Genomic DNA, 25,795 nt, shown 5'->3' with positions numbered 1-25,795 from the left:
AGCGAGGTGCTAATTAAATGGGGCTCTCAAAGGTGTCTAAAGCTTAAGGGGCGTCGGAGCTTTCGGATAATGGCACTAGAAAAAAATTTAACCTAAGATGTAACCTAATTTTTTTTCGTGTTGTCATAGAGTTCAGAACACATAAGAAACAAATTATTAACCTTAAAAAATAAACATCATGGATGGAGCATTAGTAGCAATATCATTATTCTTAGGTGCCTTTGCAATGGTATTTGGCATTAGATACTTCTCAAACAAAGAGAAGATGGCAATGATCGAAAGAGGCATTGATCCCGGCACACAAAAAGCCACTCCCAAACCCTTTATAAGCCTAAAATTTGGCCTGCTATTAGTTGGGTTGGGCATAGGATTACTAGTTGCCTTATTTACCGTTAGAGGTATATTTGGCAGCAACATGAACAACGGCGAAGAAGGACAGGCCGTAGCGGTATATTTCGGTTGTATCGGAATATTTGGAGGCCTAGGATTAATCGGCTCTTATGTAATCGAGAAAAAATGGCTGGATAAACACAGTTAGTACAAAACGAGTCCGAAAGTCAGGAGTGCGAGAGTCCGTGGTTTAACTTAAACTTCGGACTCTCGAACTTTCCAACCCCAGGACTCTATGTGACCTATGTTCCTATGTGGTCATTGTCTTCGGACTCTCGCACTTTTCTGCTCCGGAATCCATGTGGCCTATGTTCTATGTGGTCATTGTCCGTGGACTCTCGGACTTTTGCAACTTCCGCACTCTATGTGACCTATGTTTCTATGTGGTCATTGTCTTTGGACTCTCGGACTTTTCCGACTCTCGGACTCTCTATTTGGGCAAAATTGCAACAGTTAACCTACTTACGCAATTCATTTTTCCTTTATTGTTGTAGATTTTAATTTCCCATACTTGGGTTTTTCCACCAATGTGCAAGGGTTTACAGATGCCTTTTACCAAGCCGCTACTTACAGGCCGTAGGTGATTGGCATTAACCTCCAAGCCCACGGCAATATACTTATTGGGGTCAATACACATGTACGATGCGATACTTCCTAACGTTTCCGCTAGTACAACCGAAGCTCCTCCATGCAAAATGCCTACCGGTTGGTGGGTTCTTTCATCAACTGGCATTGTTGCGCAGACGTAATCTTCGCCTATTTCGGTAAACTCTATTCCGAGCAAAGCACCAAGATGGTTTTTTGGCCTATCGTTTAACATTGCGGGGATAAACTCGCGAAACCAGATCATAGATAGCGCTCTTTAATCACCTGTGTATGATGAACGATATGTCCAGCAAGAATAAATACTAAGGCCCTAACCGTAATTTGTTTTCCATTAGCATTACCAACCCTATTAAGGTCGTGTTCCTTTAAAGAGCGGATCAGATAAAGGTTAGCTTTTCTTAATAAACTAAATTCTTCGGCCATGCTTGTTAAGTTGCTATCTACAAAATGGGCGTTTGCAACATAATCATCCTCTTCAAAACCCGGTAAGGGGGCTTCTTCGCCCCTGGCAAAACATAATAGCCTATATACTAAAATCCTTTCGGTGTCTATAATATGGCCAATCAGTTGTTTGATGGTCCACTTGCCTGGTGCATAGGCATAATCTGCCTTTGAGGCAAGAGTATGGATAAAACTGGCAAAATCATCGGCCTGTGCCGTTAAAATCTGAACAACATCGCCTTCAACTTTGCTAATGTAGGTTTCTCCCCATACTGGGTATTCCTGTGTTTGTGGTCGGTTCATATGTTAAACTACTTTTTAAAACGATCCTGAATGTGGTGCCTTTTCCAAGTTGTGAGTCCTTTACAAAAATCTGTCCGCTATGGTAATTTTCGATTATTCTTTTGGTTAATGAAAGCCCCAAGCCCCAGCCTCTTTTTCGTGTGGTATAACCTGGCTGAAAAACAGTGTTGAACTTAGAGAACGGAATTCCTTTGCCCGTGTCACTCACATCAATAAACACCTCTTCTTTTGCTAGATTTTCGATGATATTGATGGTAATCGTACCTTCGTTCTCTATGGCGTTGGCGGCATTTTTAAGCAAGTTTTCGGTTACCCAATCAAACAAAGGGATACTTAACAATGCACGAACTTGGTTATCGCCTGTAATCACAAAGTTGATTTTATCTGAGGTGCGCACCTTAAAATAATCAACAAAATTTTGGATCACTACAAATACAACATGGTCTTCTAGCATTGGCTTAGAGCCAATTTTCGAAAACCGATCTGTTATGATCTCAAGTCGATGGATATCGTTCTCCATTTCGGCAACGAGCGGGTCGTCTTGGGCATCGAATCTAGATTTAATAAGTTCAACCCATGCCATTAGAGAAGAAATAGGAGTGCCCAATTGATGTGCCGTTTCTTTGGCCATGCCTACCCACACCTGATCCTGCTCTGCCCTCCGAGCCGAACTAAAGGCAACGTAAGCCGTGGCTAGAAACAATCCGATTACACCCAATTGGATGTAGGGGAAAAACCTCAATTGCGTTAAAATAAACGAATCTTTGTAATAGATAATCAACTTCTCATCGTTAGGGCCCGTCATGATTGCCGGTTTATGTTGCTTCTTCATTTTTGCCAACTGACGAACAAAATAGAGAGAATCATACTGCTTTGCTTTGTCGGTTGAATAAAAAGTTTTTGTAGTATCTAACCCGTAGTAAGTTAAGATGGAGCCATCTTGGTAAGTGATGATGACATCCATATTATTGTTTTTCTTGATAGTTTCGAAAATGGGCATTAGCCGATCATCTTCCATCATCCGCATCTGTTGCTCGAGCACTTTTACTTTTAACTGAAACTGGGCCGCTTCCTCTCTCTCCATCTTTTTTACAAAGAAATCGGAATAGAAAACAGAGGCCGCACCAATTACGATAGCAAAAACTAATAAAAAAACTTTCCAGCGTCGCTTTTTTTGATATGGGTTCATAACGGTGGTGGCAAATTACAAAAAAATGGAAGATGTAAGGTGGAAAATGTGAAATGTACCTCTGCAAACGCTATAATTTGTATATCTTCTGCCAAAGGCATCACTATGTGACATTTTACCATCTTACATCTTACATTGAAATCTTATCTTTGCCCCGTAATGGAAAAGAATATCAGAGTTAGATTTGCACCAAGCCCAACAGGGGGCTTACACTTGGGCGGTGTTCGTACAGCCCTATTCAATTATTTATTTGCCAAACAGCACAAGGGAACATTTATTCTACGTGTAGAAGATACAGACCAAACCCGCTTTGTCGAAGGCGCAGAACAATATATCGTAGATTGTTTGGATTGGTGCGGCATTACGCCGGATGAAAGTCCACAGCGTCCAGGCGCATTTGGTCCATACAGACAAAGTGAGCGGAAAGCAAGTTACAAGCAATATGCAGAGCAATTGGTTGCAAACGGATATGCCTATTATGCCTTTGATACTCCCGAAGAATTAAATGCCAAAAGGGCCAGTTATCCCAACTTTTTATATGGCCAGCAAAGCCGAATGGAAATGCGAAATTCATTAACCTTAACACAGGGTGAAGTGGAAGAACTGCTAGCGCAAAACGCCCCTTATGTGGTGCGGATCAAGATCCCGGAAAATGAGCAGGTGTCCTTTACCGACATGATAAGGGGAGTAGTTAGTTTTGATACCAATCTGGTTGACGATAAAGTACTATTAAAAGCTGATGGCATGCCTACTTACCATCTTGCTGTTGTGGTGGATGATAAGGCGATGGAAATTTCTCATGCCTTTAGGGGCGAAGAATGGCTGCCTTCTGCTCCAATCCATTTATTGTTGTGGAAGTACCTTGGCTGGCAAGATTCGATGCCCCAGTGGGCACACACGCCGCTGATCCTGAAACCGGATGGCAATGGAAAATTAAGTAAAAGGGATGGAGACCGTTTAGGCTTCCCCGTGTATGCGATGAACTGGACAGATCCAAAAACAGGCGACGTGATTAAAGGCTTTAAGGAACTCGGCTTTATGCCAGAAGCCTTTGTAAATCTTTTGGCCATGTTGGGATGGAATGACGGATCAGATAAAGAGATTTTTACCATTGAAGAACTGATCAGTTCATTCTCCATTGAGAGAATTAGCAAAGCGGGTGCAAAATTTGATTTCGAAAAGGCAAAGTGGTATAATCAGGAGTGGATCAAACGATCATCAGCTGCTAGTTTACAGCTTGCAGTTAGCAGCTTGCTTAACAAAGAGGGCATTGAAATTACAGATAAGCCACTTTTGCTAAAAGTGATAGATTTGGTAAAAGACCGGTGCCAATTGTTAGGCGATTTTGTAGCCCAATCACAGTACTTTTTTAATGCCCCAACCGCATTTGATGAAGCCGCGGTGAAACCAAAATGGAGCGAAGAAAAAGCGGCATTTTTCAAGGAATTTTCGCAAAACCTTAACGATGAGGCCTCGGCTACACAATGGGAAGAACAGTTTAAGGCCCTTGCTGAAAGCAAAGGCATAAAACCCGGAGAATTAATGTTGCCTTTAAGGATTATGCTTGTTGGCGGTAAATTTGGACCGGGCGTGTTCGATATCGCGAAATTATTGGGCAAGAACGAAACCCAAAATAGGATTGCAAAAGGAATTATCGTTTTTAGCTAAACAATTTGGCTTCCTAATTTGTCCTTACATTTTAATTAAATCAACGAAATTATGCAATGGTTTGGTAGAGGTAGCGAAAACGTAGACGATAGACGAGGAATGAAGGGCGGCGGCTTAGCAATAGGCGGTGGTTTTAGTGTGGTTATTGTAATCCTAGGATTAATTTTTGGCAAAGATCTCACCGGGCTTGTTGGTCAAATGCCCGCGGGCCAAGAACAGCAACAAGGCAAACGTGGGATCCCTACAGACGCCCAAGGGAAATTTGTATCCGGAATTTTGGAATCCACAGATTCGGTTTGGATTGAACAATTTAAAGCGATGGGAATGGATTATGAAAGACCAACGCTGGTTCTCTTTGATGACGCTGTTCAATCGGCCTGTGGAAATGCTAGCGCAGCGGTAGGCCCTTTTTACTGCCCAGGCGACCATAAAATATATATCGATCTTACTTTTTATAATGAGCTAAAAGACCGCTTTGGTGCAGCGGGAGATTTTGCACAGGCCTATGTAATTGCGCACGAAGTTGGCCATCATGTTCAAAACCTGTTGGGCACATCGGGCAAAATGGATGAAGCAAGAGGCAGATTAAGTGAAGTAGAGTACAATAAGCTTTCTGTGATGTTGGAACTGCAAGCCGATTTTTATGCAGGGGTTTGGGCCAATCAGACCCAAAAAACTGGATTATTTAAAATGGATGCAGGCGATATCGACGAAGCACTTAATGCAGCCAATGCAATTGGTGATGATAAGCTTCAACAACAGAGCCAAGGCCAAATAGTACCCGATGCCTTTACCCACGGCACCTCGGCCCAACGGATGTACTGGTTTAAAAAAGGATATGAAACCGGCGATGTTAAACAAGGAGATACCTTCAATGCTTCTAGGTTGTAGAAGTTAAGCGTGTGGCGTTAAGCGTTCCGACTTAAAATCAGCCTGGAAATCAAAAAACGTTAAAACAATCTTTAACTTTTTTTGTTTTCATTTCTTATAGCGGTTTTATTAGTTTAAAATTGCTCTGAAACCAAACAAACAACAACAAAGAGCCAGCTTTAACAAATTTTGTGAATGATCCTTATTGTAGATGATACACCAGAGAACCTAATTTCTTTAAAAAAGGTACTCGAAAAACATGACTTTGAAGTAGATACGGCTTCGTCTGGTGAAGAGGCACTAAAGAAGGTTTTAAAAAATTCTTATGTATTGATCATTCTTGATGTTCAGATGCCTGGTATGGATGGCTTTGAAGTTGCCGAAGCCATTTCTGGTTATAGCAAGGCCAAAGAAACCGCAATCATATTTTTATCAGCAGCCAATACCGAATTTAGATTTATTGCAAAAGGATATTCGTCTGGAGGTTTGGATTACATCACCAAGCCGGTAGATATGAATATTCTGCTGCTCAAAGTAAAGACGTTTTACCGAATTTATGATCAGAACAGGAAGCTTAACGAAATGCAAAAATCCCTGCTTGAAGAGATCGAATTTCGTAAAGATGCGGAACGTAAAAAAGATGAATTCATCAGCATTGCTAGCCACGAATTAAAAACACCCTTAACCAGTGTCAAAGGGTATGTACAATTGCTCGAAAGAAGTGTCCAAAAAGGAGATACCGATACGGTTAAAAAGCACCTTAGCAAAGCACAATCGCAACTCGAAAAACTCAATAGTCTTATTGCCGATTTACTTGACATCTCAAAAATTGAGAGTGGGAAGCTAAAGTTCAACAAGAAGAACTTTGATGTAAATACCCTTGTGGATAACGTGATCGAAGTAATGCACCAATCCAATCCCGAGTTTACAATTCGCAAAAAAGGCAGTGCTAACTGCCAAATATACGGCGATGAAATGCGGATCGAACAGGTGATCGTTAACTTTTTAACCAATGCGATAAAGTATTCTCCGGGAACAAACCAAATAGAACTTACGCTAAATGTTAACGAAGACAAATTATATGTTGCCGTAAAAGATTATGGTATTGGCATGTTGCCAGAACAATTAACGCATGTATTTGATAAATTTTACCGAGTAGAAGAAACCTCCCAAAGGTTTCAGGGGCTGGGCATTGGATTGTATATCTCGTCTGAAATTATTAGTAGACATGGCGGCCAAATTGGTGTAAGAAGCGAATTCGGACAAGGATCAGAATTTTATTTCTTTATGCCAACTAACTTAATAACAGATTTTGATGATTCTAAAACTAGCTCTTAATGAAATTATCGTTGAAAAGTAACCTTCGCTTAGGCCTTGGTTTATCATTGATCATTCTGATCATTAGCTCTCTCGCCTCCTTTATCAGCATCAGAAACTTGATTAGAAGTTCTGATCAAGTATCACATAGTAATGAGATCATAAACGGGGTAGACAATATCATCTCTTATTTAAAAGATGCAGAAACCGGACAAAGGGGTTATCTCCTAACAGGCAATAATGTATTCTTAGAGCCTTACACCGGGGCCACAAGAAAAGTGAACAGCTTGTACCTAAGGTTAAGCAACCTAACAAAGGACAACTCGTTTCAGCAGCAAAAATTAAAAGATTTAAACAGAATTATTGTTGATCGTTTAAAAATCATCGACGAAACCATTGAGATCAAACGAAAAGGAGGCAAAGTAGAAGAATCCACTTTGTTGAATGGCAAAACCTATATGGATAGTGCTAGGCGAATTATTCGCGATATGCAAGATGAAGAAAAAAGGTTGCTTAACAATCGTACCGCAGATTTAAATAGATTAGCGGGGTATACGCCTTTGCTTATTATTCTAGCTTCGATTTTATCGTTATTGATTACTATTTTCTTTTACAGAAAGGTAGCCTCTGATTTTGATGAGCGCATGAAGCTACAACAGAAACTTCAGGATGTTAATGATGAAACAGAGCACAGGATCCAGGTAATCCAAGGCATTGCCTACCAAATTTCTAGTGGTGATTATAAAATCAGATTAGATGAGGTTGCAAAAGATGGTCTGGGAAGTTTAGCAGGATCCCTCAATTCAATGGCAGAATCTTTACAATATTCTTTCAGCCTACTTGAGGATAAAGATTGGCTCCAATCTGGGGTTGCTAAACTCAACAACAGTATTGTTGGCGAAAAAGATGTAAGAACACTCGCCAACGACATGTTAATTGATATTGTTGAACATACCAAAAGCCATGTAGGAGCATTTTATGTTCTAGAAGAGGATAGGAATCTATATCTAGCAGGCGGATATGCATTAGATGAAAATGAAAAAAGAACAAAAATAGCGATTGGAGAAGGCTTGGTAGGGCAGTGCTTTCAATCTGATAAATTGATGGTGTTAGAGAATATTCCCGATAACGAGTCTACCATCAGCTATGGTACAGGGCATACCAGACCAAAAAATGTGCTGGCGTTTCCTCTTCACAGGGATGGATTTGTAATAGGGGTAATCGAATTGGCATCGTTAAATATCTATACTCAGCGAAAATTTGATTTTTTAAATAGCATCTCTAACAATATTGGCATTGCCATACATGTTGCACAAAACAGAAAGAAGTTACAAGACTTTTTAGAGGAGACACAGGCACAGGCCGAAGAACTACAGGCACAGCACAGCGAACTAGAGGGACTGAATGCCGAATTGGAAGCGCAGACGCAAAAAATCCAGGCCTCAGAAGAAGAGCTGCGGGTACAACAAGAAGAGCTTCTTCAGAGCAATCAAGAGCTAGAAGAAAGATCAAGCTTATTAGAAGAAAAAAATCAACTGATCCAAGAACGGAACCTCGACATACAACAAAAGGCAGAACAGCTAGAGCAAAGCACAAAGTACAAATCTGAGTTTTTGGCAAACATGTCTCACGAGCTGCGAACTCCGCTCAACTCTATTTTATTGCTTTCAAAATTGATGGCCGATAATGCAGACCTGGAGAAAGAATACACCGAATATGCTTCTGTGATCCAAAGCTCAGGCCAGGGATTATTGAGCCTAATAGACGAGATTTTAGATCTTTCTAAAATCGAAGCCGGTAAAATGGATCTCGAAATAGTAGAGGTTAAGGTTGAAGAGGTGGTTACCGACCTTCGTTCGCTGTTCAGTCCAATTGCAAAAGACAAGCAGTTAGAATTGTTGGTTGACGTAGACAAAAATGTGCCCCCAATTATTGGTACCGATAAAATGCGGGTTGAGCAAATCTTAAAAAACCTACTTTCAAATGCTTTTAAATTCACATCAAAAGGCTCGGTTAGCCTTCATGTTAGCTCAGATCAAGCCTATAGAACACTAACATTTAAAGTTAAAGATACGGGTATCGGCATTGCAAGAGATAAGCTTAACATGGTATTCGAAGCGTTCCAACAGGCTGATGGATCTACTCGCCGGAAGTTTGGAGGTACCGGGCTAGGGCTATCCATTAGCAAGCAATTGGCAATATTATTGGGCGGCGAAATTGTTTTAACCAGCGAAGAAGGAGTTGGAAGTGAATTTGCACTAACTATTCCGATTAATTTTTCGGATAACGATTCTTTTTTAGAAGAACAGCGTGTTAATAAAGAAATACAAGAAAGGAACAGGTTTGCCAACCTATTGCCTCCTCCTGCAGAGCGGTTTACGGTAGAACATATTCCAGGAGATGTAGAAGACGATAGGAATAGCATCGTTCCCGGTGATAAGGTTATTTTAATTATCGAAGACGATACCTCATTTGCTAAATTATTGTTAGAATTTACCAGGAAAAGAAATTATAAAGGATTGGTAGCGGTAAGGGGGGATGCGGGCATAGAATTAGCAAACCAATATCATCCTTTGGCTATCTTGTTGGATATCCAATTACCAATTAAAGATGGATGGCAGGTAATGGAAGAACTGAAGTCGAACCCTAATACCCGACCAATTCCTGTACATATCATGTCATCCCTTTCGGTTAAAAGAGAAAGTTTATTAAAAGGGGCGGTAGATTTCATCGATAAGCCAGTGGCACTGGACCACATGAAGCAGATTTTCGAAAAACTGGAAACCGTGCTGAGTAGACATCCCAAAAAGGTGCTGATAGTTGAAGAGAACGAGCAACATGCAAAAGCGTTAAGTTATTACCTAAGCCGTGCCAACTTACAAACACTAGTGGTTCGTAATGTAAACGAAAGTATTGAAGCGCTACAAAAAAACGAGGTTGATTGCGTAATCTTAGATATGGGTGTGCCAGATAAGGGAGCTTATGAGACCTTAGAAACCATTAAAAAAAGCGAAGGTCTAGAAAATCTGCCCATCATTATTTTTACGGGTAAAAGCTTATCAAAAGGCGAGGAAGCCCGAATTAAGCAGTACGCGGATTCTATTGTTTTGAAAACAGCCCATTCGTACCAGCGGATTTTAGACGAAGCTGGTCTTTTCCTGCACTTGGTAGAAGAGAACAGTAGGCAAGACAAACCGCTAACCAGAGATTTGAATGGACTTAACGAAGTGCTACGGGACAAGGTTGTACTCATTGCCGACGATGATGTGAGGAATATATTTTCGCTAACAAAAGCCTTAGAGCAACATAAAATGAAGATTTTGGCGGCTACTGATGGGAAAGAAGCTTTAAAGGTTCTAGCCGAAAATCCAAAAGTTGATGTAGTATTAATGGATATGATGATGCCAGAATTGGATGGCTACCAAACCACTAGCCAGATTAGGTCGATGCAAGGCTTCAAACAATTGCCAATTTTGGCTGTTACCGCCAAGGCAATGATGGGCGACAGGGAAAAGTGCATTGCCGCGGGGGCATCAGATTATATCTCAAAGCCTGTTGATATCGATCAATTGATTTCTTTATTGAGAGTATGGTTGTATGATAGAGTTTAAAGATGGTTTTAAAAATTTATGGAAGTTAAAGCAAAAAAAATATTAATAATAGACGACGATAGTAGAAATATTTTTGCCTTAAAAGCAGTACTAAGGGCTAAAAAATACGAATGCTTAGACGCAGCTAGTGCAGAAGAGGGGTTCGATATGTTGGTTTCCAATAAAGACATAGGAGTGGTATTAATGGATATGATGATGCCCGATATGGATGGGTACCAAGCGATGAGTAAAATGAGAAAAGACCCAGAAATGAGAGATGTTCCTGTTATAGCCGTAACTGCGCAAGCTATGTTGGGGGATAAAGAACGGTGTTTGGCTGCCGGTGCAGTTGGCTATATTTCCAAACCAGTAAATGTAGATGAGCTTGTACTTCAGTTAAAGAATTATATCTAGTGCCAAATTTAGCTATCATAACCGACGAGCAGGTAGAAACCTTGATAACTGATGTCTTAGAACAATATGGTTATGATTTTACGGGCTATTCTAGGGCTTCCTTAAAAAGAAGATTAGTTAGGCTGTTCTCATTGGATAAGCATTTAAGTTTTGCAGAATTTAGGTATCGGATTGGAAACGACAGCATATATTTTAGAAGATTTGTAGAACAGATTACCGTAAATGTTACCGAGATGTTTCGCGATCCCGGATTCTACAGAGCACTTCGAGAAAAGGTGCTGCCTAAACTAAACACCTATCCCTTTATCAGGATCTGGTTAGCGGGATGCTCTACCGGAGAAGAAGTATATTCTATGGCAATTGTCTTAAAAGAATTAAATTTACTTCAGAAGTCGCTTATTTATGCTACAGACATTAACCCTACCGTATTGGAAAAGGCCGTGCAGGGAATGTTTCCTTTAAGCCAAATGAAACAATACTCAGAAAATTATATTGCATCTGGGGGTACGAAAGATTTTTCGTCCTATTACAGTGCAAACTATTCGCTGGCAAAATTTGATACGGACCTTAAAGAAAAGATGATATTTTCTACCCATAACCTCGTTTCTGATCGTTCTTTTAACGAATTTCAGTTGATATTATGTAGAAATGTACTTATTTATTTTGATCGCGACCTGCAATTTAAGGTATTGCAGCTGTTTGATAGCAGTTTAGAGAACCTTGGGTTTTTAGCATTAGGGACTAAGGAAACAACCGATTTTTCGCCTATTAGCAAACGTTATAAAAGGTTGGAAACCGAAAAAATTTGGAAAAAAATTAGCGGATAATTACCGAAATAAACAGAATGACAAATTGTATGGCATTGGTTATTGGCGGCTCGGCCGGAAGCTTGGATGTATTGATCAAAATACTTCCGGCAATCCGATTGGATATACCATTCCCCATCATAATTGTTGTTCATCGCAAACAGGGCACTGATTCGCTATTAACAGACCTCTTAGCTGCCAAAACGAAATTAAATGTAAAGGAAGTAGAAGAAAAGGAATCGATTTTACCCAAAACTATTTATATTGCACCATCAGATTATCATTTGTTGATTGAAAAAAACTTCACGTTCTCGCTCGATTATTCAGAAAAAGTTAATTACTCAAGACCATCAATAGATGTAACTTTCCAGTCGGCGGCAGAGGTATATGCCGATAAACTTGTCTGCATGTTGCTCTCTGGTTCTAATGCGGATGGGGTAAATGGATTAAATACCGTAAACAACTTCGGAGGTAAAGTGATAGTACAAGACCCAGATAGTGCCCAAGTATCGTATATGCCGGCACAAGCTATCCTAAAAACAACGGTAAATCGTGTACTAACTATCGAAGGAATGGCAGCTTATATCAACGCACTAAATTAACCTCAACTAATGGCAAAAAAAGTATTTATTTTTGATGATAATATCGACATATTAGAACTGTGTACATTAATATTGGAAGACGCAGGTTACGAGATCAGAACCTCTGCCACTTCAAATGAAATCGTAGCGCAGGTGGCTGCTTTTATGCCCGATATCATCTTCATGGATAATTGGCTGCCTGATATTGGCGGTATTGAAGCCACACAAACCCTAAAAGGTCATCCCGATCTGAAACATATTCCAGTAATTTACTTTTCTGCCAACAACGATGTAAGTGTTTTAGCAGAAAAAGCGGGAGCAGACAGTTACCTATCTAAGCCCTTTGATATCGAAACTTTAGAAGAAATGGTTAAGCGCCATATCGGTTAAGCGCATAGCTAAAAGCGTTGCAGCAGTCGGCCAGACGCCCAATCAGACCATCTTTTAATTCTTCATCCTTCCCTGTTCTGTTTCGGTTCCCGTGGCTCGCCTGCGTGCCGGTTTTATTTCATTTTTGCCGAAACGATAGGTGAAACTTACACGTCCCACTTGTGATTCGTTTTTCTGATAGACATCGTATTTCAAACCTGGATATGCGCTTGTTAATTTCGTATTGCTTATGTTAAATAGATCACTTAGCCCAAATTTCAAACTGGCCTTTTTATTAAATAAGGATTTACTTAAACCCATATCGATATAATAACGTGCCTCAAGGCTCAGGGTTCCATAATCAAGAGGCGATTCGTAGTTGCCGCTCAACTCTGCCGTAAAACCACTAACTATGGTAAAGCTCTGTTGAGATTTGAACTGAAAGGATGTTTTACCAGTTTTTAACGCCTGTCCGGCTAAGTTTGGAGTTTCAAAGCTAAGGTGGAATATGTTAAGATTGTTATTCATTTCCCACCATTTTGCAACTTTAACAGGAATATTCAAGTTAGCGCCATAGCTAATGTTTTGGGCGAGATTGGCGTTTGTTTGGTAAAGCGCCTTTTGTGCAGAATTAGGTAAGAGCACCTCTGTAATTACATCGTTAACACGGCTATAGTTTATAGAGAGCAAATACTTTTGCATTAAGGTATAAGAAACTTCAAAGTTATGGGTGTACTGTGGGTTTAAGAAAGGATTTCCTTCGCTGTAGGTATATTGATCTAGATAATAAACAAAAGGGTTTAAGGCATCATAGCTCGGCCTATCAATCCGATGGTCATAAGAAAAGCCAATTTCATTATCTTTATCCAGCTTTTGCTGAATATATAAAGTAGGGAAGAAATCCAGATAACTTCTTTTAACTACATTATTACTGGTAATTAGGTTACCTTTCGAATTGGTTTGTTCTACCCTTAAACCAAATTGCACACTGATGTTTTTGTATTGTTTATTTAAGTTGATATATGCCGCATTTACGTTCTCATCGTAAACAAACTGATTGCTGCGGCGCATGTCATTTTGCCAAACGCTTGCTTTGTATTCTTCGGCCCTTAAGTCATTATTCGTTTTAACCCAACTGCTTTTTAATCCAGCCTCTAATTTTAAACTTTTACTTAACGAAACATTGTAATCTACCTTAAATGCCTTAATATCTATTTTTGCTGGTGTCGAATTCCTGATATAGTCTATTGGTCTGATGGGTGTGCCATTTGCATATAAGTAATTGTTCGCATAATTTGCGCCATCATTCCCGTTATAAAGCGAATAATCTAGATCGGCAGAGATTTCTGATCCAGCGCTATCTAATATTGATTTATAGTTAAGGTTATAAGAAAGGTTGTTGTATTTGTTGGTCTGTAAGGTTGAAGCAACAACAGAAGAATCTATCTGCGTATAATTCGGGCCAATACGAGTATAGTTTCTCGTGTCTTCATAACCATTGTTTAAGTAGCCATTTACCAATACGCCAATCGTATTCTTTTTATCGATAAAAACATCCACTCCCGCTTTAAAATTATTGTTTCTCATTTTACGGAACATATTCCCTTCCTGCATAAAATAGGTGTCGGGCGTGCCGTTAGAAATGCGATCTATGGCGATATAATTTCTTCTCCCGCCCTCACTAAAGTTGTAATTTCCAAAAATATTTACCGACTGGGTTCTATGGTTAAGGTTTAGTCCGGCACTTTCCCTAAAGCTCTTTCCATAACCAGCGCTTGCGGTAACACTTCCGTTTGTACCTCCATTTTTATTCTTTTTGGTTTTGATATTGATGATGCCTGAGTTACCCGAAGCATCGTATTTAGATGAAGGATTAGTGATTAATTCGATGCTTTCCAGTTGAGAGCTCTGCATATTCCTTAATAGATTAGCCACATCAGCACTGCTCATGTAGGTTTGTTTACCATCTATCAGAATAAGTACGCCTTGTTTTCCCTGCATGGCAATCTTGTCGTTCTGATCTACCGTAACCCCAGGGGCTTTTTGAAGCACTTCTAATGCCGTAGAGCCTGACAGGATACTGCTATTCTCTACATTTATTACCAATTTATCCGTTTTACGTTCTATTAAAGGCTTTGTGGCGGTGATGCTAACTGCATTTAAAGTTTTGCTGGTAGCTTGTAAACGAATCTCATCGATCTTAATAGTTAAATCAGTTTCTGATAAAGTAAATGATTTCCCTTTATAAGCAGCATAACCCATCATCGTTGCTTTGATATAATAGGTTCCCGTATTGATGTTTATAAATTCATACTTCCCATCTGGAGTTGTTAAGGCGGTTTTTACCAATGTAGAATCAGAGGATTTAAAAAGCCCAACAGTAACATAGTCTATGGGTTTGTGTTGGTCGTCTACAATGGTGCCGCTAATTGTTCCTAATTTAGAATTGGCAGAAGCGGTATATCCAATAAATAATGCTAGCAATAAAATGTATAAAGGTCTCATAGTTGTGTTTGTTTGGGTAAAAAAAGCATAAAAATTCCATCGCGTTCTCACGCAAATTTTTTTAATTCATAAATTTCATTGCTTAGTTTTAGAAAGGGCCAGCCCTTCTGTTAGTTTGTACCTTATAGACGAGGGTTAGCTTAAAAAGGTTACAAGGATTTTGTTTTTTTTAAAATAAGGTGCTTTCTTGAGTTAAAAGCAGAAAGACCAAAGCCCAAAGGAGGTTTTTTTTGCCCACTAAGATCTTTGGTCTTTTTGCGTTAAGTTGGTGCTATCTATTTAATCCCCAATACGTCTACTCCCTGTTCAAAGATGATATCTACAGGAATTCCTTTTTTGCTCAATCTATCAAGATCTTGTTGTAATTCTGGCTGGATAATTCCGCGTTGTTGTTGGGCTTTTTCTACGGCCCCTTTGTCGCCATTTCCCTGTAGGGTAAGGATGTAACTACTCAATTCATTCATCGCGACGGCAAATTTATCAAAATCTACCTTGTAGGTTCCATTCTCATTTCTACTAAAGGCACCCTTTTCTTTAAAAAAGTTAAAGCATTGCATATTGGCTTTTCCGTGTGATTCTGATGCACCGAATCTAACGGATCTTAATAGTCCAGCCATAAAGGTGGTATAATAATCTTTGATATCACCAGTTAGCTCTCCTTTTTTAAGCAATCCTGTAACCATATAAAGTCCCAAAATATCGGCTTTGCCTTCTTCTAGCCAAGAACTCTGTTCTTTTAGCGCCGACCTCACTGTACCCTTCCCGTTAATTGTATTTTTGATGCCCAGTCCATGTGCCACTTCGTGAAACATTACATTTGCAAAAAAGGCGTCGAATTTGATGTACTGTTGCTGATCCTTATCGATGAGTTCTTTCGCTATTGGCACTAAAATCTTATCAAATTTAGCTTTCATTGCATTTTTAAGCTGCGATCTTCTCGTGCCTTTTTCTTGTTGTATTTTTTCGTCGTTAGGTAAATTAACGGCTATGGTTTTGGATCCTGCATTGCAATCGCCAGCATAGTAAACCACATCATATGCGTTTAGCTCTGAATCTGTTCCCGGCACTTCTTTTTTATAGGCAGCGGCCACCGGAAGTCCTTTTTGTAGTTCGGGCAACATGCCAACATATTTTGCCAAGCGCTTGCTCCAAACCTTATCTTTAACCAAAACATATGCTTCGAAAGCAGCACGAGCATTAAATAGTTTATCTTCATAATTCTCTATTGGCCCAATGATCAGATCTAATCCGTTGGTTTTCATGTCTAACCATGCATAATCACTTGCCGTATAATTATCTGTTACCAAAGCCTCTGCCCTAAGGTTTAAATACTTTTTAAAAGCGGCATCATCGGTAAGGAGAGCAGCCTGTTTTAATAAGCCACTTGCTTTTTCCAATTCTGGGGCATATAAGACGTGATAGGGAACTGAAACCAATTTGCCTTTATCTGATTTGATTACAGAATAGAGACCATATTTGTCGGCTACGTCAGAATTCTCTAACGTTTCTTTTGTCATTCCTTCAGGATAGAAATTGCCCACATCTGATTTAGCTCCTACGCCGGCCACAAAGGGCTTGTCGCCATTTAGCCTATCCCAGGGGCCATAGTTAATCATGATAAACTCTTTCGTTTTTTCGTCCTTAACCTTATTTAATAAGCTATCGCGCTGCGGATAGGCTTGTTTCCAATACAGTTCGTCCATTATTTTGGCTGCCTCGATCAGGTAGGGCAATACTTTTCGTTCACTCTCCGTGAGCTGATCTAAATCAGTAGTTAACCTTACCTTTTCATAGATCGGGAGTCGCTTCGCAACATATTCCAGTAAGGTATCCCCTTCTTTTTTGTCGGCCTGTTTAGACGACTGATCAGAATTGTTACAAGAAAAAAGGACAGCTGAGAGCGAAAATCCTAAGATTAGTCCGGTTGTGGCAGTAATTTTCTTCATTTGCTTAAGAAATTTTCTTCAATTTACGTCAATACACTAAATTAGCAAAATAAACTGCAGAAGTAATTTGAAATCTATCGATTACTCGCTAGTTAAATCACAAGAACCGAACTTATGTTTTCACAAAAATTAATGCTTAAGCCCATCCTTTTAGTTGCCGTTGTCCTTTTATTAAGCAATTGTTCACCTGGCAAATATGCCGCTACCGATAAAGTGTATAAAAAGATGGCAAATGAATTTTCAAATACCATAAAGGCTTTCCCTCCCGAAGGACAAAAAATAGATTCATTAAATAACGAGCAGTATTTTGTGGGTACCGTAAATATGGGAATGCGCAAGCCAAACTATGTGATTATTCATCATACCGCACAAGACTCAACAGCGCAAACTCTTAAAACTTTTACCATTGCTAGAACGGCGGTAAGCGCCCATTATGTGGTTGGTAGAGATGGCAAGGTAGTGCAAATGGTAAACGATTATTTACGTGCCCAACATGCGGGCCTGGGGAAATGGGGTACCATAACCGACATGAATTCTTGCTCTATTGGTATTGAACTTGATAATAATGGTACTACAGATGTGTGGACTGACGCACAGATTAATAGCCTTTGCTCTTTATTGGCAACCCTGAAAAAGAAATATAGCATACCAACAGCTAACTTTATAGGCCATGCTGATTATGCCCCAGGTCGTAAACCAGACCCAAATAATTTTCCTTGGAAAATACTGGCCAACAAAGGATTTGGATTGTGGTACGATGATGTATTACAAATGCCGCCAGCAGATTTTGATACCACTTCAGCCTTGCGTATTATTGGATATGATGTAAAAAATTTGGGTGCTGCGATTACCGCTTTCAAACGCCATTGGGTAGGTAATGATATCACACCTAAATTAACGGAACCGGATAAACTGATTTTGTATAATTTATATAAGAAGTTTATGTAGAGCGTGGCGCGCAGAGCGATGAGCGTTGGTTCTTTTAATCTGCGCATCTGTGGCTGCTTTGGCGTCATGCTTGTATGCATCATGCTCGCCAGACGCTTTACGCTCAGCGCGAACCGCTCAGCGCCCTACGTCTTCGGCTTCCAGGCTTCTTTTAACGAAACCGTTCTGTTAAACACCAATTGGCCAGGCTTCGAATCGCGGTCTACACAAAAATATCCCTTACGTATAAACTGATAGCCCACGCCTTGATCTGCGTTAGCTAAATAAGGTTCTATGTAAGCCTTGTTAATAACCGCAATACTCTCGGGATTAAGGTACTCTTTAAAATCACCATCTTCACTGTCTGGAGATTCGACTGAAAATAAACGATCATAGAGCCTAACTTCGGCGGTGTGAGCATGTTTAGCACTTACCCAATGGATCGTTCCCTTCACATTAATTCCACTTGTATCTTCTCCGCTTTTTGACTCGGGTATATAGGTGCAATGAATTTCGGTTACGTTGCCATTCTCGTCCTTCTTAAAGTCATCACACTTTACAATATAGGCGTGCTTTAACCTTACGGTGGCACCTGGAGCTAAACGGAACCATTTTTTAGCAGGCTCTTCCATAAAATCTTCGCGTTCTATCCACAATTCGTTACCGAAAGGAATTTCGCGTGTACCACCTTTATCCTCGGCTTCGGGATTGTTTTCGCCGATCAGGATCTCTTCTTTTTCGGCCGGATAATTTGTTATGATCAATTTTATGGGATCAAGAACTGCCATTACCCGATTTGCTCTTTTATTGAGGTCTTCGCGGATACAGAATTCTAATAAGCCTAGCTCGATCAGATTTTCGCGTTTAGCGATGCCAATCCTTTCACAAAACTCTTTGATGCTTTCTGGAGTGTACCCTCTTCTGCGCAGTCCGCTAATCGTTGGCATCCTGGGATCATCCCAGGCGCTTACTAAACCTTCGTTAACCAACTGCATCAATTTGCGTTTGCTCATTACCGTGTAGGTTAAGTTAAGGCGAGCAAATTCGTATTGTTTTGAAGGGAAGATCTCTAATTGCTCAATAAACCAATCGTAAAGCTCTCTATGCGATACATATTCTAAAGTACAGATAGAATGGGTAATATTTTCGATGCTATCACTTTGTCCGTGGGCAAAATCATACATCGGATAAATACACCATGCATCGCCCGTGCGGTGGTGATGCGCATGTTTAATGCGATAAATGATCGGATCACGCATCAACATGTTAGAGCTGGATAAGTCTATTTTGGCTCTGAGAATGCATTCGCCGTCGGCAAATTCGCCATTTTTCATGCTTGCAAATAACGACAGGTTTTCTTCCACACTGCGGTCCCTGTACGCACTTGGCCTTCCAGGTTCTGTTGGTGTACCTTTTTGCTCTGCAATTTCTTCAGCTGTACTATGATCTACATACGCCAGATTTTTTTCTATCAGTTTAACGGCAAAGGCATGCAGCTGATCAAAATAATCGGATGCATACAATTCGTTTTTCCATTCGAAACCTAACCAATGGATATCTTCCTGCTGACTGTTTACATATTCTGTTTTTTCGGTTACAGGATTGGTATCGTCAAAACGCAAGTTGGTATAACCCCCATATTTTTGGGTTAACCCAAAGTTAAGGCAGATCGCTTTAGCATGGCCAATGTGTAAATATCCATTGGGCTCTGGCGGGAAACGGGTAACCAAGGTTTCATATTTCCCACTATTTAAATCATTCTCTATTAGTTCTTCAATAAAGTTTAATGATTTTTCTTCACTCATAAATTTTAAATTATACCCCCAAAGTTAACAAGATTAAGGGTATTTAAGGTTGTTTTTAGTGCAACGGGTAATAAAACCGCTAATTTCTTTACATTTACATCCTACTTTAGGATCAAATATGAACAAAACACTAAATAGACCCATTCGGGTTTTGGTAGCAAAAGTGGGCCTGGATGGACACGATCGAGGTGCAAAGGTAATTGCTACCTCACTTCGGGATGCCGGGATGGAGGTAATTTATACGGGATTGAGGCAAACGCCCGAAATGGTGGTTAATACGGCATTGCAGGAAGATGTGGACGCCATTGGAATATCTATCCTTTCTGGAGCACACATGACTGTTTTTCCAAAGATAGTAGCGATCATGAAGCAAAAAGAGCTTACAGACGTGCTGCTTACTGGAGGCGGTATTATCCCCGAAGCAGACATGAAAAAACTTCAGGAAATTGGTGTAGGAGAACTTTTCCCTCCAGGTACACCAATGGCAAGTATTGTAAGCTATATCGAAGAATGGGTAATCACAAACAGAAATTTTTAAAGATGAACTATCAGCAAATTATCTCAACAGTTAAGGAAAATATACTTTATATCACGATCAATAGACCTGAAAAACTAAATGCTCTAAATAGGGAGGTGTTAACAGAGTTGGCCGATGTAATCGCATTTGCAGCTAATAGCGATGAAGTAAGAGGGGTATTGTTAACAGGTGCTGGCGAAAAGGCATTTGTAGCTGGAGCTGATATTTCTGAATTCCAACATTATAGCTTGGAAGAAGGAAAAGAATTAGGGAGAAAAGGTCAAGCTACTGTATTTGATGCAATAGAAAATTGTCCAAAACCCGTGATTGCAGCTATCAATGGTTTCGCCCTGGGCGGAGGATTAGAACTGGCAATGGCCTGTCACATCCGCATTGCGAGCACAAATGCAAAGTTAGGGCTACCAGAAGTAACCTTGGGGCTAATTCCTGGATATGGAGGCACCCAACGCTTAACCCAATTAGTGGGTAAGGGACGAGCGATTGAAATGATTACCACAGCCGAAATGATCACTGCCGAAAAAGCAATGCAGATAGGCTTGGTTAATGAAGTGGTTAACCAGGAAGATCTGGTAACAAAGGCCGAAGAAATGCTGAACAAAATAAAATCTAGGGCTCCATTGGCAGTTGCAAGTGCCATAAAGGCGATAAATTCCTCATTAAAAAATAATATCAACGGGTTTGATGCAGAAATCGAAGAGTTTGGAAATTGCTTTCAAACAGAAGATTTTAAGGAGGGTGTATCCGCATTCTTGGAGAAGAGAAAAGCAGTGTTTAAGGGGAAGTAAGGTATCGGGAATTAATTTGGCGCTGAAGGATCGTAGTTGATGGTTCATAGTTAATGGATCATGGTCTGGATGCATGGCCTTTCGGTTGCTATACATTTTTAGCCATACATGCTTGCCAGCCATTTTTTACTTGTTTTTGGACATGCATCTTTGCACCCAGTCTATCAACTATGAACCAGCCTCCATTTTCTCCTCTTCTCGCACCAGTCCTATCTCCTGTGGGTAACTACTGACCTGAAAACTACCTTTTGTTTCACGAGAAATTATTTTAAAAAAAGTGTAGAAAATATTGCCCAAATTAAATAATTCTTTATCTTAGCTATTATTAAGATTGCAGACGTTTTTTATGAAAAAGATACTAATAGTAGATGATGAGGTTAATATAGGGTTATTGCTGTCGAAATTTTTAACAAGAAATTCTTTCATTGTAGAAACAGCTACTAGTGGTAATGCGGCAATGGAGTATCTGGCAAAGCAAAAATTTGACTTGGTATTGTGCGATTATCGTTTGGAAGATACTGACGGTAAAGAAATGCTGATCAAAATAAAGGAGAATTATCCAAGTACGGGAGTAATTATTATTACGGGTTATTCAGATATCAAATTAGCAGTAGAACTGATTAAACTAGGAGCCTATGATTATATTACTAAGCCCCTTTATCCGGATGAGATCTTAAATACAATTAATAAAGCTATAGAAACCCAAATCGCGTTAAATGCAAATGCTTCAGAAAGCGAACTTGGAGTAAAAAAAGATAAAGAATCTAAACCAAAAGCAGAAAATGGAGATTTTGTTGTTGGCCAAAGTAGCGCCTCTAAGGAACTGAATAAACAGATTATGCTTGTTGCGCCAACAAATTATAGCGTAATTTTAACGGGTGAAAGCGGTACGGGAAAGGAATCGGTAGCTAAGACAATTCATTTAAATAGCCCTCGCAAAAATAAGCCTTTTATTGCGATGGATTGCGGTTCCCTTACCAAAGAGCTTGCAGGGAGCGAATTTTTTGGTCATGAAAAAGGATCTTTTACGGGTGCGCTGTATACCAAGATAGGGCATTTTGAAATGGCAAATGGCGGCACCTTGTTTTTAGATGAAGTAGGCAATCTTTCTTATGAAATCCAGGCGGCCTTGTTAAGAACGGTACAGGAAAGAAAAATAAAACGCATTGGTAGCACCAAAGAAATTGATCTTGATGTAAGGATAATCGTTGCAACCAATGAAAATTTAGGAGACGCGATCCAAAAAGGGAGGTTTAGAGAGGATCTATACCATAGGTTTAACGAATTTTCTATTCATCTGCCACCAATAAGCATGCGTGGAAGAGATATAATGGTTTTTGCAGCTACCTTTCTGGTAAAAGCAAATGAAGAATTGAACAGAAATGTGCAGGGATTTTCAGAAGAAGTTGAAGAATGTTTTTTAACCTATAATTGGCCAGGAAATGTTCGGGAACTTAAAAATGTGGTTAGAAGGGCCACCTTATTAACAGAAGCAAACGAGATCCAGCTTAAGGCACTTCCATTAGAAATCTCTACCTATGCCAAAGCTACAGCGATAGAAAGCGCTGTTGAAAATTCGATTGCTCGAGCGGCTAATTCTAATAGGCCCAGAGACCTAAAAAATGCCGCTCTAGAGGCAGAATATGACACAATTTTAAGTGTGTTAAGGGAGGTAAATTTTAACAAGACTAAGGCCGCTAAAATTTTAAATATCGACAGAAAAACGTTGTATAATAAAATGAAGGCCATTGATCTGGATAATTGAGTTTGGCGTTGTGCGTATGGTGTTTTGCGGCGCTATTCGCCAAACGCTTATCGCAAGGCGATTAAAACAATTTAGGTGCTTTTGTTATTTATAAGCATATCCATTAAAGCTCCGTATGTCTATTTTTAGTTATAAACAGCGTAACTACATCAACCTTGTTATTATTATAGCATTAGGCTGCTTAATTGCCTATTCTTTAACCGGTATTTTTGGCTCTTTATTAAGTACACTTATACTGTATACCATTTTAAGACCAGCCTATATTTACTTAACAGAAGAGAAAAAGTGGAGACGCGGCTTTACTGCTATTTTACTGTTGTTTATTTCTATTATCGTGATTGTTCTTCCATTTTATGCTTTGAGCAGCATGGTAATTGAAAAGATTACCGAGCTTAAAAATGATCAGATCTATTTTAAAAATCTGCTCTATAAAATCCAGCACCTGCTCCCGGTGGGTGGAAATGCCCAGCAAATGATAGAAGATGGATTAAAGAGTATAGGAACCTGGGCTACAGGGCTATTTCCTTCTCTAATTTCGGGCCTGTTTAATATCGTATTGGGCCTATTACTTATGTATTTTTTGCTTTATTTTATGTTGGTAGAACGAGAAACATTTGAAAATGCATTGGTTAAATACGCTCCTTTTAGAGAACAGAATGCCTTACGCTTTGCAGAGGAGATGCGAAATACCACGTATGCAAATGTAGTTGGCCAGGGTTTCATTGCAGTGGTACAGGGTTCATTGGTTAGTTTAGCTTTTTATGTATTGGGCTATAACGATCCTTTGTTCTGGGGAGTGGTTACTTCTTTTATTTCGCTTGTACCTGTTTTGGGTCCCCCGGTAATCTTTGTTCCGGCCGCTTTACTGAAGCTGGCGGATGGAGATAATTTTGCGGCCTGGGCCATGCTCATCTTTGGGTTTGTAGTGATCATTAATATAGATAACGTACTTCGATTTATGATCGCAAAAAGAGTTGGAAACATTCATCCCATAATTACCGTTCTCGGCGTGGTTGTTGGTATTCCTTTATTCGGTATCTTAGGACTTGTTTTTGGGCCTTTATTGCTATCTTATTTTTTCTTATTGATTAAAATTTATGAAACCAGTTCAATGGCAACAGAAAGATTAGAAAGAATTAAAACAATTAATGAACATGATGAGTTATAAATTAAGAACAGGGCCAAAAGCTTTGTTAGAATTAAAAAATTATTAACCTTAAAATTAAAATACCATGAGTGATAATTCAAAAGTATTAGTAGCATTATTAGCGGGCGTTGCAGCAGGCGCAGCATTAGGATTGTTATTCGCTCCAGAAAAAGGAAGTGAAACAAGGGACAAGCTAGGACAATCTCTAAAAGATTTTGGTGATTCGATAAAAGATAGAGCTGCTGATGAAATCAATAACTTGAGCAGCTTAAAAGACAAAGTCGTAGATTCTATTAAAAGTAAACTGCGTGATGTAGAAGACGAATATTCTTCTGAAGTTGAAAACGTTTGAGCTATTTAATCCTAACAAATAATGGAAGAAAATAAAGAAAAAGGTCTTGAGGAACTTTTTTTAGATGCCAAAGTCTATGTAGAAACAAGGATAGAATATACCAAACTTTCTGCTGTAGAAAAAGGCTCTAAAATCTTTGCTGATTTAATTACCAATGCGGCCGTAATTATCTGCTTTTTATTGGCGTTCTTGTTCGCCTCTTTTACGTTGGCCCTTTACCTTTCTGAAGTATTGGGAAGCCATGCTAGAGGATTTGGTTGTGTTGCAGGTATTTATTTATTGCTGTCTATTATTGTTTATTTAACTAAAGACAAGTATATCGAAAGACTTTTGGTGAACCTGTTCATTAGAAAATATTTTGATAAAGTTGCTGACAAGGAGGAGTTCGATGAAAATAAATTATAACCATATAAACACTTTAGAGGACCTTCATAATCAGGTACAACTATTAAGGGCCGATTATATCCAAAAGGGCGAAATGCTTAGGGTTGATACTAAAACCTATGTAAAACAATTTACATTAAGCAATCTGATCAAAAGGTTCGCAACACCCAGTGGATTTATGAAGTTGGATGAGAAAACCAACATCAGCGGTAAAATCATGTCTATTGCTTTGCCGTTATTATTAAACAGTACAGTTTTTAGAGGGTCGGGTATTATTACCAAGGCACTTTCTGCATTAGTATCCCGTAAAGTTGGAAAATCATTAGATGCTGAACATATATCGGGTATTTTTAATGCTGTCAAATCTATATTCACAGGAAAAAAAGCTAAGAAAGACGGAACTTTTGTTGATTATGGCATCCCGCCTGATAGCGAAACTTATTAAGTATGTAGTCGGAAGTCGATAATCTGACCAGATTTAATCACATAAAAAGGACTCAATTTATTGAGTCCTTTTCTGTTTAAAAGAATAAAAAATAAGGTTAAATCAGGCCTCTTTTTTTTCTCTAATTTATTGTGAAGAAAATCATTTAATTAACCGGAAAAAAGCAATAATTGAAAGTAGAATTTCATTTTTTTTGATCCGGATCTTAGCGTGATATTGTAACTTTCAACTACAGTAGCAACACTAAACATCTAAATTAAATTATGAAAACACTACTTATTTTTGCCTTTACTTTATTTAGTATAACGGCTTTTGCGGTTTCATTACCGAAAGATTACAAAATTAATGCTAATTCCAACAACACCATTATTTCTGATAAGTGCACCACCACTTTAAGCATGACCGTTTCGTCCACAGTCAACGGATCATATTTTGGGTTGGTCGGTGGCTCGATAACAACAACTGTAACGGGGTCGGTTACAGTTAACTGTGCTGAAATAGTTGCCGCTGGGAAAAAACTTCGCGCTCAGTTAATTGCCATGTTGCCAAAAAGAGCGGATGGACCAGACGATGACGTTCAATTGCCGCTGAGCTTAGAATTACCAGCTGAACAAGCAGCCCTACTCATAGGAGAATCAAGTCCTTTTTAAAA

General features: G+C 39.3%; 24 protein-coding genes. 18 read left to right on the top strand and 6 right to left on the bottom strand.

Features of this window, described 5'->3' with window-relative positions:
* Nucleotides 1-178 precede the first annotated feature (178 nt).
* Nucleotides 179-538 (top strand): DUF6249 domain-containing protein, encoded by a 360-nt coding sequence (locus AC6H0V_RS14775; protein WP_497560963.1) that lies wholly within the window; start codon nt 179-181, stop codon nt 536-538.
* Between the two features lie 282 nt (nt 539-820).
* On the opposite strand, the gene AC6H0V_RS14770 is transcribed toward AC6H0V_RS14775, so the two are convergent.
* From AC6H0V_RS14770 to AC6H0V_RS14760, 3 genes are read right to left on the bottom strand one after another with little or no spacing between them, the layout of a single operon-like run.
* On the bottom strand, nt 821-1,240 hold the full coding sequence (locus AC6H0V_RS14770; RefSeq protein WP_497560962.1) for a hotdog fold thioesterase: 420 nt from the start codon (nt 1,238-1,240) through the stop codon (nt 821-823).
* Entirely contained in the window at nt 1,237-1,740 is a 504-nt protein-coding gene (locus tag AC6H0V_RS14765; protein ID WP_497560961.1) for a DinB family protein, read from the bottom strand. The genes AC6H0V_RS14770 and AC6H0V_RS14765 overlap by 4 nt, the downstream gene beginning before the upstream one ends.
* A complete protein-coding gene (locus AC6H0V_RS14760; protein ID WP_497560960.1) occupies nt 1,688-2,929 on the bottom strand; it encodes a sensor histidine kinase in 1,242 nt (413 codons plus the stop codon). Before AC6H0V_RS14760 ends, AC6H0V_RS14765 begins: the two co-directional genes overlap by 53 nt.
* A gap of 159 nt (nt 2,930-3,088) precedes the next feature.
* On the opposite strand from AC6H0V_RS14760, the gene gltX reads away from it, so the two are divergent.
* The 8 genes from gltX to AC6H0V_RS14720 all read left to right on the top strand — a co-directional run bounded on the left by gltX (nt 3,089) and on the right by AC6H0V_RS14720 (nt 12,565).
* Nucleotides 3,089-4,597 (top strand): glutamate--tRNA ligase, encoded by a 1,509-nt coding sequence (gltX, locus tag AC6H0V_RS14755; protein WP_497560959.1) that lies wholly within the window; start codon nt 3,089-3,091, stop codon nt 4,595-4,597.
* 51 nt (nt 4,598-4,648) lie between these two features.
* On the top strand, nt 4,649-5,488 hold the full coding sequence (gene ypfJ, locus AC6H0V_RS14750; RefSeq protein ID WP_497560958.1) for a KPN_02809 family neutral zinc metallopeptidase: 840 nt from the start codon (nt 4,649-4,651) through the stop codon (nt 5,486-5,488).
* Between the two features lie 174 nt (nt 5,489-5,662).
* Nucleotides 5,663-6,805: an ATP-binding response regulator gene (locus AC6H0V_RS14745; RefSeq protein WP_497560957.1), complete on the top strand. Its 1,143-nt coding sequence runs from the start codon at nt 5,663-5,665 to the stop codon at nt 6,803-6,805.
* Nucleotides 6,805-10,395, top strand: a complete 3,591-nt coding sequence (locus AC6H0V_RS14740) for a response regulator (protein WP_497560956.1) — start codon at nt 6,805-6,807, stop codon at nt 10,393-10,395. Before AC6H0V_RS14745 ends, AC6H0V_RS14740 begins: the two co-directional genes overlap by 1 nt.
* Before the next feature lie 18 nt (nt 10,396-10,413).
* Nucleotides 10,414-10,788, top strand: a complete 375-nt coding sequence (locus AC6H0V_RS14735; RefSeq protein WP_497560955.1) for a response regulator — start codon at nt 10,414-10,416, stop codon at nt 10,786-10,788.
* Nucleotides 10,788-11,615 (top strand): CheR family methyltransferase, encoded by an 828-nt coding sequence (locus AC6H0V_RS14730; RefSeq protein WP_497560954.1) that lies wholly within the window; start codon nt 10,788-10,790, stop codon nt 11,613-11,615. The genes AC6H0V_RS14735 and AC6H0V_RS14730 overlap by 1 nt, the downstream gene beginning before the upstream one ends.
* Before the next feature lie 17 nt (nt 11,616-11,632).
* Nucleotides 11,633-12,196, top strand: a complete 564-nt coding sequence (locus AC6H0V_RS14725; RefSeq protein ID WP_497560953.1) for a chemotaxis protein CheB — start codon at nt 11,633-11,635, stop codon at nt 12,194-12,196.
* A gap of 9 nt (nt 12,197-12,205) precedes the next feature.
* Nucleotides 12,206-12,565: a response regulator gene (locus AC6H0V_RS14720; protein ID WP_497560952.1), complete on the top strand. Its 360-nt coding sequence runs from the start codon at nt 12,206-12,208 to the stop codon at nt 12,563-12,565.
* A gap of 54 nt (nt 12,566-12,619) precedes the next feature.
* Here AC6H0V_RS14720 and AC6H0V_RS14715 read toward each other — a convergent pair whose 3' ends face one another.
* Complete coding sequence (locus AC6H0V_RS14715; protein ID WP_497560951.1) at nt 12,620-15,049, bottom strand: outer membrane beta-barrel protein; 2,430 nt, start codon at nt 15,047-15,049, stop codon at nt 12,620-12,622.
* A 275-nt stretch (nt 15,050-15,324) separates the two neighbouring features.
* Nucleotides 15,325-16,995 (bottom strand): DUF8614 domain-containing protein, encoded by a 1,671-nt coding sequence (locus AC6H0V_RS14710; protein WP_497560950.1) that lies wholly within the window; start codon nt 16,993-16,995, stop codon nt 15,325-15,327.
* A gap of 114 nt (nt 16,996-17,109) precedes the next feature.
* On the opposite strand from AC6H0V_RS14710, the gene AC6H0V_RS14705 reads away from it, so the two are divergent.
* Nucleotides 17,110-17,943, top strand: a complete 834-nt coding sequence (locus AC6H0V_RS14705; RefSeq protein WP_497560949.1) for an N-acetylmuramoyl-L-alanine amidase — start codon at nt 17,110-17,112, stop codon at nt 17,941-17,943.
* Between the two features lie 125 nt (nt 17,944-18,068).
* Here AC6H0V_RS14705 and AC6H0V_RS14700 read toward each other — a convergent pair whose 3' ends face one another.
* Complete coding sequence (locus tag AC6H0V_RS14700; protein ID WP_497560948.1) at nt 18,069-19,727, bottom strand: glutamine--tRNA ligase/YqeY domain fusion protein; 1,659 nt, start codon at nt 19,725-19,727, stop codon at nt 18,069-18,071.
* A gap of 118 nt (nt 19,728-19,845) precedes the next feature.
* Between AC6H0V_RS14700 and AC6H0V_RS14695 the strand changes: the two genes are divergently transcribed.
* The 8 genes from AC6H0V_RS14695 to AC6H0V_RS14660 all read left to right on the top strand — a co-directional run bounded on the left by AC6H0V_RS14695 (nt 19,846) and on the right by AC6H0V_RS14660 (nt 25,793).
* Nucleotides 19,846-20,265 (top strand): cobalamin B12-binding domain-containing protein, encoded by a 420-nt coding sequence (locus tag AC6H0V_RS14695; RefSeq protein ID WP_497560947.1) that lies wholly within the window; start codon nt 19,846-19,848, stop codon nt 20,263-20,265.
* A 2-nt stretch (nt 20,266-20,267) separates the two neighbouring features.
* The gene (locus AC6H0V_RS14690; protein ID WP_497560946.1) at nt 20,268-21,050 is read left to right on the top strand and encodes an enoyl-CoA hydratase/isomerase family protein; all 783 of its coding nucleotides are present in this window, start codon (nt 20,268-20,270) and stop codon (nt 21,048-21,050) included.
* Nucleotides 21,051-21,396: 346 nt separating this feature from the next.
* The gene (locus AC6H0V_RS14685; RefSeq protein WP_497560945.1) at nt 21,397-22,815 is read left to right on the top strand and encodes a sigma-54-dependent transcriptional regulator; all 1,419 of its coding nucleotides are present in this window, start codon (nt 21,397-21,399) and stop codon (nt 22,813-22,815) included.
* 115 nt (nt 22,816-22,930) lie between these two features.
* Nucleotides 22,931-23,983: an AI-2E family transporter gene (locus AC6H0V_RS14680; RefSeq protein ID WP_497560944.1), complete on the top strand. Its 1,053-nt coding sequence runs from the start codon at nt 22,931-22,933 to the stop codon at nt 23,981-23,983.
* A gap of 64 nt (nt 23,984-24,047) precedes the next feature.
* On the top strand, nt 24,048-24,314 hold the full coding sequence (locus AC6H0V_RS14675) for a YtxH domain-containing protein (RefSeq protein WP_497560943.1): 267 nt from the start codon (nt 24,048-24,050) through the stop codon (nt 24,312-24,314).
* 21 nt (nt 24,315-24,335) lie between these two features.
* On the top strand, nt 24,336-24,719 hold the full coding sequence (locus AC6H0V_RS14670) for a phage holin family protein (RefSeq protein ID WP_497560942.1): 384 nt from the start codon (nt 24,336-24,338) through the stop codon (nt 24,717-24,719).
* The gene (locus tag AC6H0V_RS14665; RefSeq protein ID WP_497560941.1) at nt 24,703-25,143 is read left to right on the top strand and encodes a hypothetical protein; all 441 of its coding nucleotides are present in this window, start codon (nt 24,703-24,705) and stop codon (nt 25,141-25,143) included. Before AC6H0V_RS14670 ends, AC6H0V_RS14665 begins: the two co-directional genes overlap by 17 nt.
* 263 nt (nt 25,144-25,406) lie before the next feature.
* Nucleotides 25,407-25,793, top strand: a complete 387-nt coding sequence (locus tag AC6H0V_RS14660; protein ID WP_497560940.1) for a hypothetical protein — start codon at nt 25,407-25,409, stop codon at nt 25,791-25,793.
* Nucleotides 25,794-25,795 lie beyond the last annotated feature (2 nt).

It is taken from the genome of Pedobacter sp. NO84 (genome assembly GCF_059703915.1).
The sequence above is the reverse complement of the archived record's forward strand: the minus strand, read 5'-3'. Positions and strand labels throughout refer to the sequence as shown.